Genomic DNA, 12507 nt, shown 5'->3' with positions numbered 1-12507 from the left:
ACCCGATGGCTCCCAGGATCGACATCGACAGCTATGTGAAGGGGGTGCTCGACGGGAAGCGGGCGCACATCGCGCGCGCCATCACTCTCGTCGAGTCCACCCGCGCCGATCACCGGGCGCTGGCCCAGCGGTTGCTGCGCGAGCTGCTGCCGCACTCCGGCGCCGCCCGGCGGATCGGCATCAGCGGCGTGCCCGGGGTCGGGAAGTCCACCTTCATCGACGCGCTGGGCACGATGCTCACCGGGCTGGGACACCGGGTCGCGGTGCTGGCCGTCGACCCCTCCTCCAGCCGTACGGGCGGTTCCATCCTGGGCGACAAGACCCGGATGGAGCGGCTCGCGGTGGACCCGGCGGCGTTCGTGCGCCCGTCCCCCACCGCCGGGACCCTCGGCGGGGTGGCCAAGGCGACCCGGGAGTCCATCGTGGTGATGGAGGCCGCGGGGTACGACGTGGTGCTGGTGGAGACGGTCGGCGTCGGGCAGTCGGAGACGGCGGTGGCCAATATGGTCGACACGTTCCTGCTGCTGACGCTGGCACGGACCGGCGATCAGCTCCAGGGCATCAAGAAGGGTGTGCTGGAGCTGGCGGACGCGATCGCGGTCAACAAGGCGGACGGCCCGCACGAGCGTGACGCCCGCGCGGCCGCGCGTGAACTGGCGGGTGCGCTGCGGCTGATGCACCCGGTGGACGCGGCGTGGACACCGCCGGTCCTCACGTGCAGCGCCCGTGAGTCGGCCGGTCTCGACACCCTGTGGGAGCGGCTGGAGCAGCACCGCGCGCTGCTGGAGTCGACCGGGCGGCTCGCCGCGAAGCGGCGTGACCAGCAGGTCGACTGGACGTGGACGATGGTGCGGGACGAGCTGCTGGAGAGTCTGCGCGGCCATCCGGAGGTGCGCGCCCTCACGCCGGGGCTGGAACAGCGGGTGCGGGACGGGGAGTTGACGGCCACGCTGGCGGCCGAGCAGATCCTTTCCGTGTTCCGGGGCGCGGCAGCGGCTGCGGCTGCGGAGGCCGGTGACCCGGTGGCCTGACGGTCCGGGCAGCGGGTGTCTCCGTCCGGCGGCCCGGGACCCCCGGGCCGCCGGGCGCCCGAAGCCGCTAGACCCTGATCCGCCGGACAGGGGCTACAGATCGAGCTGGTACTCGACCGAGCCGTGTGTCGGCTCGTAGCCGAGCGCGTCGTTGATGCGCCGCATGTGCGTGTTGCTGTCGGCGGTGTCCGTCAGCAGCCCTTCCAGGCCCGGGTGGCTTTCGCGGGCCCGGAGGATGGACCGCGCCTTCATCCATGTGCCGAGGCCGTGCCCCCGGTGCTCGGGAAGGACTCCGGTGCCGTAGTGCTGGCCGTCGCCCCTTCCGTCGCCCGGGACGACCAGTTCCGTGAAGCCCACGATCGTGGAGTCGGACTCGTCGACCGCCGCGACGGTGTGGAGGAGGTCGCCGCGGTCCGCGACCGCGGCCGCCGCGGACCGGACCCGGTCCACGTCCCAGACGACCGTCCCGAAGTCGGTGTCGTCCATGGGCATGTCGTCCATGGCCCGGCGGGAGGCGGCGAACGTCGGCGCGAGCTCGTCCGGGACGGTGCCTTCCCAGGAGATCAGCCGGTAGCCCGGGTGCGGCCGGCCGACGGTCCGGTGCAGGGCCTCGGTGTCGGCCTTCGCCAGCGGGAGCCGTACGTACGTCAGGCTGAGGACCTTGCGCAGTCCCTTGGCCCGCAGGAAGTGATCTCCCGCCGATCCTGCCTCGGCCTGCGCGATGACGCTGCGCCGGTCCTCGTCGCGGGCGGCCGCGACCGCGGCGTCGAACAGCCGTGAGCCGACGCCGTTGCGGCGCTCCGCGGGGTGCACGTGGAGTTCCAGTTCGGCGAGGTGGTCCTGGCCCTCGCGGGTGAACACGCGCAGGAACGCCGAGCCGACGGGGCTGCCCTCGGGGCCGGAGGCCAGCCAGGCCAGCCGGTGGCTCCCGGCGGACTTGCCGGGGTCGGCCAGTGCGGTGATTCGTATCGACAAAGTGATTCCTCCGCGCCCAGGGCGCCGGTCGGGACGGGTTCTCCGGGCGGGTGGCCCGGAGAACCACATCACTCCGCGAAAGCCTCGGCAACCGGATTTCGGAACCCGGCACGGTCCTGTCATCTCTTGGGCGCGGCCCTCTTCCCGCAGCGCCGTGCTACGGTGTTCGTGGTATCGGTGTCCGCCTCGCTTCGAGGCCCGGTGCCGATCCATCTCCGCGAAGCTGCCACGCCCGTCCTTCTCCGACCGGCGATCCAGCTCTCCGCATCACCTCATCCAGTCCGGACCGGGTTTTCTCCGTACGGGCTTTCCCGCCCGTCGTCGGGGGCGTGTTCCCTTCCGCCCCGTGCCGTCCGGCCCCTTCGTTCGCCATGTCCGCGAAAGGACCCCCTCTCCATGACCAGCACTCTCGAACTTCCGCCGTACCAACGGCAGTTGACCACCGATGCCACGCACACCACCGCGGCCGCCGGCGTCCTCGACCTCACACACCAGGGGAACGGCGCGCTGCGCGTACGCGACGGCCTCCCCTCCCCCGGTGACGTGGCCGTGCCCGCCGCACTGATCCGCCGGCACGGCCTGCGCCGGGGCGATGCCGTCGCGGGGCTCTGCGACCGGCCAGGCACCCTGTCCACCGTGGAACGGGTCAACGGCCGCTCCCCGCAGGAGCTCCGCGGCCGACCCCACTTCCGCGACCTCACCCCGCTCCACCCCCGGCAGAGGCTGCGGCTGGAGACACCGTCCGGCGGCGCCGCGATGCGTCTCGTCGACCTGGTCGCACCGATCGGCAAGGGGCAGCGCGGGCTCGTCGTCGCGCCGCCCAGGACCGGCAAGACGGTGCTGCTCCAGCAGGTCGCCGCGGCCGTCGCCGCCAACCACCCCGAGTGTCACCTGATGGTGGTGCTGGTCGACGAACGCCCCGAAGAGGTCACCGACATGCGCCGGTCCGTCCGGGGCGAGGTGCTCGCCTCGACCTTCGACCGGCCCGCGAAAGACCACATCGCACTCGCCGAACTCGCGGTGGAACGTGCCAAGCGCCTGGTCGAGCAGGGCCAGGACGTCGTCATCCTGCTCGACTCCCTCACTCGTCTGTGCCGCGCCCACAACAACGCCTCCGCCACGGGCGGACGCACGCTCAGCGGCGGCGTCGACGCCGCCGCCCTGCTCGGCCCCAAGCAGCTCTTCGGTGCCGCACGGCTCACCGAGGAGGGCGGCTCCCTCACCATTCTGGCCACCGCGCTGGTGGAGACCGGCTCCCGTGCCGACGACTACTTCTTCGAGGAGCTGAAGAGCACCGGCAACATGGAGCTCCGACTCGACCGCGCACTCGCGGAGAGGCGCGTCCACCCGGCCGTGAGCATCCCGTCGTCCGGCACCCGGCGCGAGGAACTCCTCGTACCGGCAGGCGAGTTGCGGGTGGTACGGGGACTGCGGCGCGCACTGGGCGCCAGGGACCCGCAGACCGCCCTCGAAACACTGCTGGACCGGCTCCGCCGCACCCCGGACAACGCGGCGTTCCTCCGTGCCGTCCACGGCACCGTCCCGGCTGCCCGAACCTGTCCGGACGGCAGCGGCGCGGACGCATAGCATGGCCCGGCGATCGCATGATCCGCGCCTCACGAGCACAGGGAGAGCAGCCACATGGAGTTCCGCCGACTCGGCCGCAGCGGCCTGACCATCAGTGAGATCGCTTACGGAAACTGGCTCACCCACGGTTCCCAGGTGGCGGAGGACGCGGCGGTCGCCTGCATCCGCGCCGCCCTGGACGCCGGAATCACCACCTTCGACACCGCGGACGTCTACGCCGAGACCCGGGCCGAAGCCGTCCTGGGCCGGGCGCTCAGGGGCGAACGCCGTGAGGGCCTGGAGGTGTTCACCAAGGTCTACTTCCCGACCGGCCCCGGACACAACGACCGGGGGCTCGGCCGCAAGCACATCATGGAGTCCATCGACAACTCGCTGCGCCGTCTGCAGACCGATTACGTGGACCTGTACCAGGCCCACCGCTACGACCACTCGACCCCGCTGGAGGAGACGATGGAGGCGTTCGCCGACGTCGTCCGCTCCGGCAAGGCCCTCTATATCGGCGTCTCGGAATGGACGGCCGACCAGCTCCGCGCCGCGCACGGACTGGCCCGCGAGCTGCGGGTGCCGCTGATCTCCAACCAGCCGCAGTACTCGGCGCTGTGGCGGGTCATCGAGAGCGATGTGGTGCCGGCCTCCGAGGAGCTGGGCATCGGCCAGATCGTCTGGTCACCGATCGCTCAGGGTGCGCTCACGGGCAAGTACAAGCCCGGTGCGCCGCTCCCGGCGGGTTCGCGGGCCACCGACGACAAGGGCGGCGCGAACATGATCGCCGACTGGCTGCGCGACGACGTGCTGGAGCGCGTCCAGCGGCTGCGGCCGCTCGCCGACGGCGCCGGGCTCAGCCTGGCCCAGCTCGCGGTCGCATGGGTACTGCAGAACTCCAATGTCTCGGCCGCGATCATCGGTGCCTCCCGGCCGGAGCAGGTGGCGGAGAACGCCGCGGCGGCCGGCGTGACGCTCGACGCGGAACTGCTGAAGGGGATCGACGACATCCTGGACCCGGTGGTCGCGCGGGATCCCGGGCTGACGGCCGGGCACGCGGGCAACGACTGACCCGGCCCCGGACGGCCCCGGCCCTGGAATTTCGCCACGTGGCGGGCCGGTGCCGTCCGCTGCGGGATCAGGTGCCGGTGTGCAGCGAGGCGGTGTGCTCGCGGACCTGTTCCGGTGTGAGGTAGGCGTCCGTGTGCTCGAAGTCGCGCAGCTTCGCCGGTTGCCGGGACAGGAAGCCGGTGCGTACGAAGTCGTCGCCCGCGACGGCGTTGAGGAGCCAGTTGGTCGCGACCCGCGCCTTGGCGACATTGGTGCGCAGCGCCGACCAGTGGTAACCGCGGGCGACGGCCTGCGCGGGAACCCCGTGCAGCTCGATGCCGAGCGGCTTGGAGACCGCGTCCTTGCCGCCGAGGTCCACGACGAGACCGAGGTCCTTGTGGACGTACGGCTTCAGCGGCTGGTTCCGGAGTGTCGCGATGAGGTTGTCGGCGAGTCTGCGGCCCTGGCGCATGGCGTGCTGTGCGGTGGGCGGGCAGACCGCTCCGTCGCCCTTGCTCAGGTCCGGGACGGCCGCGCAGTCGCCGAGGGCGAAGACGCCGTCGAAACCCGGCAGAACCATCTCGGGGGTGACGGCCAGCCGGCCGCGTACCGTCTCCGCGTCGAACGTGCTGACCAGTGGGCTGGCGGCGACGCCCGCCGTCCAGATCAGGGTCCGGCAGGGCAGCACCCGGCCGTCGGTGAAGGTGACCTTCTCCGGGGCGGCCTCGGCGATCGAGACGCCGAGCGACACCTCGATGCCGCGTGCGCGCAGCACCTGAAGGGCGCTACGTCCCAGCTTGTCCCCCAGCTCGGGCATCAGCTTCGGGGCGATGTCGATGAGGTGCCATTTGATCAGCTTCGGGTCGAGCCGCGGGTAGCGCCGGACCGCGTTGGTGGTGAGTCGTTGCAGGCAGGCCGCGGTCTCGGTGCCCGCGTATCCACCGCCGACCACCACGAACTGGAGGCGCGAGGCCCGTTCGTTCTCGTCGTGACTGGCGTCCGCGAGGTCGAGCTGGGAGATCACGTGGTCCCGTACGTAGGCGGCCTCGGCCAGCGTCTTCATGCCCCGGGCGTTGTCCAGCAGGCCGGGGATGTCGAAGGTCCGGGTGACGCTCCCGGCGCTGAGCACGAGGTAGTCGTAGGGCTCGTCGACGATCTCGTCGGTGATCTTGCGGATGACACAGATCTTCGCCTTGGGGTCCACGCCGATGGCCCCGCCCGGAATGATCCGGGTGCGGTGCTTGCGGCTGCGGCGCAGCGAGATGGCGACCGACTGCGGGGTGAGCACTCCCGACGCCACCTGTGGCAGCAGGGGGAGGTAGAGCTGGTACGAGAACGGGGCGACGAGCGCGATCTCCGCCTCACCGGGGATGAGCCCGCGCTCCAGACGGCGGACGCACTCCACTCCGGCGAATCCGGCGCCGACAACGAGGATCCTGGGTCGTGCCACGGTTTTCGTCCCTTCTCGGGCCTGTACGTTCATCCGTTCGCCTGCCACGTCGCACGCGCCCGTCCACCCTCATCCTTACGAGCCCGGGACGAGTTCGCCTGCTGAGGGCGGCGGAACGGACGACGCGTCCGGTCAGCGGGTGAGCAGGGTGACCGCGGTGCAGGTGCCTCCGACGGCGCAGACGGCCACTGCGCCGGCGGCCACGCAGCGTGCCCTGAGCCTGCGGTAGCGCGCCTCGTACTCGCCGCGCAGGGCGGTGGCGCGGGTGGAGATGCGGGAGAGCGTCGCCCGTGATGCGGCGAGCCGGTCGGCGGTGTAGACGCGTTCGACGTCCTCGCGCTGGGCCGTGGTGAGCCAGGGCAGCTCGTCGGTGAAGCAGCCCGCCCGGCGGCGGGCCTCCTCGACCTCGGCACTCCACAGCAGGTAGCCCTGCAGCTGCGCCAGACCGCGGGCGCTGTCCTTGTCGGGGTCCACTCGCTCCTCCTCCCGCCGGGCCGTCGCGCTCAGGCCCGTTCGTCCCCCGGTGTCCGGGGCAGTTCCGTTTCCGGACGGTTGAGGGCCTCGTCGAACACGCGGACCGAGGGGTGGTGCAGGTCGAAGGCCGGGGATTCGGAACGGATCCGGGGCAGGGTGAGGAAGTTGTGCCGCGGCGGCGGGCAGGAGGTCGCCCACTCCAGCGAACGGCCGTAGCCCCACGGGTCGTCGACCCCGACGTTCCTGCCGTACTTGGCGGTCTTCCACACGTTGTAGAAGAACGGCAGCATCGACAGGCCGAGCAGGAACGAGGAGATCGACGAGATCGTGTTCAGCGCGGTGAAGCCGTCCGCGGCGAGGTAGTCCGCGTAACGACGCGGCATGCCTTCCGCGCCCAGCCAGTGCTGCACCAGGAACGTGCCGTGGAAGCCCGTGAACAGCGTCCAGAACGTGATCTTGCCGAGCCGCTCGTCCAGCATCTTGCCGGTGAACTTGGGCCACCAGAAGTGGAATCCGGCGAACATCGCGAAGACCACGGTGCCGAAGACGACGTAGTGGAAGTGCGCGACGACGAAGTACGAGTCCGAGACGTGGAAGTCCATCGGGGGCGACGCGAGGATCACCCCGGTCAGACCACCGAACAGGAAGGTGACCAGGAAGCCGATCGACCAGAGCATCGGTGTCTCGAAGGACAGCGACCCGTGCCACATCGTGCCGATCCAGTTGAAGAACTTCACACCGGTCGGTACCGCGATGAGGAAGGTCATGAACGAGAAGAACGGCAGCAGCACGCCGCCCGTCACGTACATGTGGTGCGCCCATACGGTCGCGGAGAGACCCGCGATGGCGATCGTCGCGCTGATCAGGCCGATGTAACCGAAGATCGGTTTCCGGCTGAAGACCGGGATGATCTCACTGACGATGCCGAAGAACGGCAGGGCGATGATGTACACCTCCGGATGACCGAAGAACCAGAAGAGGTGCTGCCAGAGCAGTGCTCCTCCGTTGGCCGGGTCGAAGACGTGCGCACCGAACTTCCGGTCCGCCTCCAGCACCAGGAGGGCCGCCGCGAGCACGGGGAAGGCCAGCAGGACCAGCACACCGGTCAGCAGGACGTTCCAGACGAAGATCGGCATGCGGAACATCGTCATGCCGGGCGCGCGCAGGCAGATGATCGTGGTGATGAAGTTGACCGAACCGAGGATCGTGCCGAAGCCGGAGAAGGCCAGACCCATGATCCACATGTCGCTGCCGATGCCGGGCGAGCGGACCGCGTCGGTCAGCGGGGAGTAGGCGAACCAGCCGAAGTCCGCCGCCCCGTTCGGGGTGACGAAGCCGGCCACGACGATGACCGAGCCGAAGAGGTACAGCCAGTAGGCGAACATGTTAAGCCGCGGGAACGCCACGTCGGGCGCGCCGATCTGCAACGGCATGATCCAGTTGGTGAATCCGGCGAACAGCGGCGTCGCGAACATCAGCAGCATGATCGTGCCGTGGATCGTGAACGCCTGGTTGAACTGTTCGGGCGAGACGATCTGCATCCCCGGACGCGCCAGTTCGGCGCGCATGACCAGGGCCAGTACACCGCCGACGACGAAGAAGGCGAATGAGGTGACGAGGTAGAGCGTGCCGATCGTCTTGTGATCGGTGGTGGTCAGCCATTTGATGACGACGTTTCCCGGTTCCCTGGCGTGCACCGGAAGCTCGTTCGCGTACGCCTCCTCCGCGTCGGCTGCCCCTGTTGTGCCCGTCGTCGTCACTGGGACGCTCCTTCGATTGTCGTTCGCGGGTGGACCGAGCACCCGGCAGGGGAGCCGTTTCCACCGGGACAGCCGGCAGACCGGTCTGCGCGCGTCACGCCAGATTCCAGGAGCAGCAAATCAGCAGCGGGGCCGCTATGCGTGGCCCGCCGCCCGCCGTCGTACGACATTCACCCGTCAGGGCGCCCACGGGCCGGGGGTGGGTACCGTGCCGCCGGCCCGCCTCGGGTTCGGTGCTCGCGGGCCGAACTCCTTTGCTGTCGGGGGTCGTTACGGGTGATCCGGTCGACACCCCGGCCGGGTTCTCGCTCCAGGACCGGACGCTGAACCGCCCCGGCCGGGTTGTCGCTGCGCTTCCGGGCCCGGACACGGAACCGCCCCGGCCGGGCATGGTGCCGGCCGGGGCGGGAGGGCGGGGCGCCGCGACGCGTCCCGTTCCGCGGGGTTTCCCGTCAGGTGCTCCGTCAGCCGATGGAGGCGATGGCCTGGACGAAGGTCTGCGACGGACGCATGACGGCGGAGGCCTTGGCCGGGTCGGGCTGGTAGTAGCCACCGATGTCGACCGGCGAGCCCTGCACCGCGATCAGCTCGTCGACGATGGCCTGCTCCTGCTCGCCCAGCGTCTTCGCGAGCGCGGCGAACGCCTGCGCGAGCTGCGCGTCGTCGGTCTGCTGCGCCAGCTCCTGGGCCCAGTACAGGGCCAGGTAGAAGTGGCTGCCGCGGTTGTCGATGCCGCCCAGCTTGCGGCTCGGCGACTTGTCCTCGTTGAGGAAGGTGCCGGTCGCGCGGTCGAGGGTGTCGGCGAGGATCTGGGCGCGCGCGTTGCCCGTGGTCGTCGCCAGGTGCTCGAAGCTGGCCGCGAGCGCGAAGAACTCGCCCAGGCTGTCCCAGCGCAGGTAGTTCTCCTTGACCAGCTGCTGGACGTGCTTGGGCGCGGAGCCGCCGGCGCCCGTCTCGAACAGACCGCCGCCGTTCATGAGCGGGACGACGGAGAGCATCTTCGCGCTCGTGCCCAGCTCCAGGATCGGGAACAGGTCGGTCAGGTAGTCGCGCAGCACGTTGCCGGTGACCGAGATGGTGTCCTCGCCGCGGCGGATGCGCTCCAGCGAGAAGGCGGTCGCCTCGACCGGCGACATGATCTCGATCTGCAGGCCGTCCGTGTCGTGGTCGGCGAGGTACTTCTTGACCTTGGTGATCAGCTGCGCGTCGTGGGCGCGGTCCTCGTCCAGCCAGAACACGGCCGGGACGCCGGTGGCGCGGGCGCGGGTGACGGCGAGCTTGACCCAGTCCTGGATCGGCAGGTCCTTGGCCTGGCACATGCGGAAGATGTCGCCGGCGCCGACGGCCTGCTCCAGCACGACGTCGCCGTTGCCGTCGACGACCCGCACCGTGCCGGTGGCGGGGATCTCGAAGGTCTTGTCGTGGCTGCCGTACTCCTCGGCCTTCTGCGCCATCAGACCGACGTTCGGCACCGAGCCCATGGTCGACGGGTCGAAGGCGCCGTTGGCACGGCAGTCGTCGATGACGACCTGGTAGACGCCCGCGTAGCTGCTGTCCGGCAGCACCGCGAGGGTGTCGGCCTCCTGGCCGTCCGGGCCCCACATGTGGCCGGAGGTGCGGATCATGGCCGGCATGGAGGCGTCGACGATGACGTCGCTCGGCACGTGCAGGTTGGTGATGCCCTTGTCCGAGTCGACCATGGCCAGCGCGGGGCCGTCGGCGAGCTCGGCCTCGAAGGACGCCTTGATCTCGGCGCCGACGTGCGGCACCGAGTCCAGGCCCTTGAGGATGGCGCCGAGACCGTCGTTCGGGGACAGGCCGGCGGCCACGAGCACCTCGCCGTACTTGGCGAAGGTGTTCGGGAAGAAGGCGCGGACCACGTGGCCGAAGATGATCGGGTCGGAGACCTTCATCATGGTGGCCTTGAGGTGGACGGAGAACAGCACGTCCTCGGCCTTGGCGCGGGCGACCTGCGCGGTGAAGAACTCACGCAGGGCCGCGACGCGCATGACCGCAGCGTCGACCACCTCGCCCGCGAGCACCGGCACCGACTCGCGCAGCACTGTCGTGCTGCCGTCGTCGCCCGCGAGCTCGATGCGCAGCGAACCGTCCTCGGCGATCACCGTGGACTTCTCGGTGGCGCGGAAGTCGTCGACGCCCATGGTGGCGACGTTCGTCTTCGAGTCGGCGGTCCACTTGCCCATGCGGTGCGGGTGCGCCTTGGCGTAGTTCTTGACCGAGGCGGGGGCACGGCGGTCGGAGTTGCCCTCGCGCAGCACGGGGTTCACCGCGCTGCCCTTGACCTTGTCGTAGCGCGCGCGGACGTCCTTGTCCTCGTCGGTCTGCGGGTCGTCCGGGTAGTCCGGCAGCGCGTAGCCCTGCGCCTGCAGCTCGGCGATGGCCGCCTTGAGCTGCGGGATCGAGGCCGAGATGTTCGGAAGCTTGATGATGTTGGCCTCGGGCCGCTTGGCCAGCTCACCGAGCTCGGCGAGCGCGTCGTCGATGCGCTGGCCCTCCTGGAGACGCTCGGGGAAGCTCGCGATGATGCGTCCGGCCAGCGAGATGTCACGGCTCTCGACATTGACCCCGGCCGTCGAGGCGTACGCCTGGATCACGGGCAAGAACGAATACGTCGCCAGGGCCGGGGCCTCGTCGGTGTGTGTATAGATGATGGTCGAGTCAGTCACCCTGTGCTCCGCTCCACGTCTGCAACATTGCTTGACATCAAGATATCTCGTGATCGCCCCGGCCTCGACGGGGCCCTGCGTTCATCGGTGCCGAACTGTGTCGCCACGGCCACGGCCACGCACCGCACATGCGCCCCGGCCCGGCCCGGCGGCCACCCTTCGGCGTACGCCCCGGTCGCCACGTACACACCGCACCGGTCCCACGGACCGCGGCCGCCCCCGGGAGCACTTCACGAAGAGAGCCGCACGAGCAACGGACAAGTGTCATACGGTGGTTGTCCCGCTGCTCACCAGAAGGAGTACGCACATGCCGGTCTCGCTGGGCCTCGGTCTTCCGCAGATGAAGCAGTACGACATCGGCCGCGACGTGGCCGCCGTGGCACGCGCGGCGGAGGAGGCCGGCTACGAGAGCCTGTGGGTCTTCGAGCGGATCATCTTCCCCGAGCCCGCCACACAGGGGCTGTACGGCGTTCCGGGGCTGCCGTGGCCCGAGCAGTACCGCAGCGTCGCCGACCCGCTGATCACGCTCGCGCTGGCCGCCGGGGCGACGAGCCGGGCCCGGCTGGGCACCAGCGTCCTGGTCGCGCCGCTGCACGTACCGTTCCAGCTGGCCCGCTCACTCGCCTCGCTCGATGTGGCGAGCGGCGGCCGCGTGATCGCGGGCCTCGGCACCGGCTGGTCCCTGGACGAGTACGCCGCCGCCGCGGTCGCCCCCTTCGAGAAGCGCGGTGCGGTGCTGGACGAGCTGCTGGACGTGTGCGCGGCCGTCTGGGGCCCGGACCCGGTCTCGTACGAGGGCACGCTGACCACCATCGCCCCGTCCGTGGTCGGCCCGAAGCCGGTGCGCCCCATCCCGGTCTATCTGCCGGCGAACAGCCCCCGGGCCACCCGCCGCCTGGTCGACCGGGCCGACGGCTGGATGCCCGTGGCCATGGGCGCCGCGCAGCTGACCGAGCAGTGGAAGCGGGTCCAGGACCTGGCGGCCGAACGAGGCCGGGAGCGTCCGGTCGGCGTCTGCGCCCGCGCCAATGCCCGGTACACCGCCGAACCGGTCGCCGGTGCGGGCCGCACCCCCTTCCACGGCAATGTGGCCCAGATCGTCGAGGACCTGGTGGCCCATGCCGAGACGGGGGTTCCCGAGGTCCTGCTGGACCTTCAGGGGACGACGCGCGATGCCTCGGAGCTGATCGATGTGGCCGCCGAGGTGTACGAGGCGGCTCGGGCAGCAGGCGTCTGACCGGGAACGACGCGAGGGGCCGCGCGGGCCGGCCCCACCGGCCGGCCGCGCGTGCGCATTCCACCGCTTACCTTCGCCTCCCGTCGCCTCCCATCGCCTTCCGTCGGGAATGATCTGCTTCGACTTTCCCGCCGAATCCGCGATGCCGGCCGCGTTCCGGTCGCAGAAATCCTGCTTCTCGCCGACCGCCTCGCCCGGGAAGAAGTCCGCACCACCGCCGGTGTCCAGGGGACAGGACCGCCGGACGGCCATTCGGCACGGCATCTCCGTGGCC

General features: G+C 70.5%; 9 protein-coding genes. 4 read left to right on the top strand and 5 right to left on the bottom strand.

Annotated features, from left to right (window positions below; translation table 11 throughout):
- The first annotated feature begins 5 nt into the window (after nucleotides 1-5).
- Complete coding sequence (gene meaB / locus OHA19_RS37120; protein WP_405708801.1) at nucleotides 6-1031, top strand: methylmalonyl Co-A mutase-associated GTPase MeaB; 1026 nt, start codon at nucleotides 6-8, stop codon at nucleotides 1029-1031.
- Between the two features lie 93 nt (nucleotides 1032-1124).
- On the opposite strand, the gene OHA19_RS37115 is transcribed toward meaB, so the two are convergent.
- Nucleotides 1125-2006 (bottom strand): GNAT family N-acetyltransferase, encoded by an 882-nt coding sequence (locus OHA19_RS37115; RefSeq protein ID WP_405708804.1) that lies wholly within the window; start codon nucleotides 2004-2006, stop codon nucleotides 1125-1127.
- A 396-nt stretch (nucleotides 2007-2402) separates the two neighbouring features.
- Between OHA19_RS37115 and rho the strand changes: the two genes are divergently transcribed.
- The gene (gene rho, locus OHA19_RS37110; RefSeq protein ID WP_405753073.1) at nucleotides 2403-3593 is read left to right on the top strand and encodes a transcription termination factor Rho; all 1191 of its coding nucleotides are present in this window, start codon (nucleotides 2403-2405) and stop codon (nucleotides 3591-3593) included.
- 54 nt (nucleotides 3594-3647) lie between these two features.
- On the top strand, nucleotides 3648-4646 hold the full coding sequence (locus tag OHA19_RS37105) for an aldo/keto reductase family protein (protein WP_405708810.1): 999 nt from the start codon (nucleotides 3648-3650) through the stop codon (nucleotides 4644-4646).
- Nucleotides 4647-4713: 67 nt separating this feature from the next.
- Here the strand turns inward: OHA19_RS37105 and OHA19_RS37100 are convergent, their stop codons facing one another.
- The 4 genes from OHA19_RS37100 to OHA19_RS37085 all read right to left on the bottom strand — a co-directional run bounded on the left by OHA19_RS37100 (nucleotide 4714) and on the right by OHA19_RS37085 (nucleotide 10996).
- On the bottom strand, nucleotides 4714-6075 hold the full coding sequence (locus OHA19_RS37100) for an NAD(P)/FAD-dependent oxidoreductase (RefSeq protein WP_405708812.1): 1362 nt from the start codon (nucleotides 6073-6075) through the stop codon (nucleotides 4714-4716).
- Between the two features lie 132 nt (nucleotides 6076-6207).
- Nucleotides 6208-6549 (bottom strand): hypothetical protein, encoded by a 342-nt coding sequence (locus tag OHA19_RS37095; RefSeq protein ID WP_405708815.1) that lies wholly within the window; start codon nucleotides 6547-6549, stop codon nucleotides 6208-6210.
- Nucleotides 6550-6578: 29 nt separating this feature from the next.
- Nucleotides 6579-8309, bottom strand: a complete 1731-nt coding sequence (ctaD, locus tag OHA19_RS37090; RefSeq protein WP_405708818.1) for a cytochrome c oxidase subunit I — start codon at nucleotides 8307-8309, stop codon at nucleotides 6579-6581.
- A 464-nt stretch (nucleotides 8310-8773) separates the two neighbouring features.
- On the bottom strand, nucleotides 8774-10996 hold the full coding sequence (locus tag OHA19_RS37085; RefSeq protein WP_405708821.1) for an NADP-dependent isocitrate dehydrogenase: 2223 nt from the start codon (nucleotides 10994-10996) through the stop codon (nucleotides 8774-8776).
- A gap of 307 nt (nucleotides 10997-11303) precedes the next feature.
- On the opposite strand from OHA19_RS37085, the gene OHA19_RS37080 reads away from it, so the two are divergent.
- Nucleotides 11304-12233, top strand: a complete 930-nt coding sequence (locus tag OHA19_RS37080; protein WP_405708825.1) for an LLM class F420-dependent oxidoreductase — start codon at nucleotides 11304-11306, stop codon at nucleotides 12231-12233.
- Nucleotides 12234-12507 lie beyond the last annotated feature (274 nt).

The organism is Streptomyces sp. NBC_00012 (assembly GCF_045040875.1).
In the GTDB taxonomy this organism is placed as follows: domain Bacteria; phylum Actinomycetota; class Actinomycetes; order Streptomycetales; family Streptomycetaceae; genus Streptomyces.
The sequence above is the reverse complement of the archived record's forward strand: the minus strand, read 5'-3'. Positions and strand labels throughout refer to the sequence as shown.

Excerpts from the sequence above, each read along its gene's own strand:
- meaB (WP_405708801.1), top strand. The coding sequence starts at position 6 with ATGGCTCCCAGGATCGACATCGACAGCTATGTGAAGGGGGTGCTCGAC.
- rho (WP_405753073.1), top strand. The coding sequence starts at position 2,403 with ATGACCAGCACTCTCGAACTTCCGCCGTACCAACGGCAGTTGACCACC.
- OHA19_RS37105 (WP_405708810.1), top strand. The coding sequence starts at position 3,648 with ATGGAGTTCCGCCGACTCGGCCGCAGCGGCCTGACCATCAGTGAGATC.
- OHA19_RS37080 (WP_405708825.1), top strand. The coding sequence starts at position 11,304 with ATGCCGGTCTCGCTGGGCCTCGGTCTTCCGCAGATGAAGCAGTACGAC.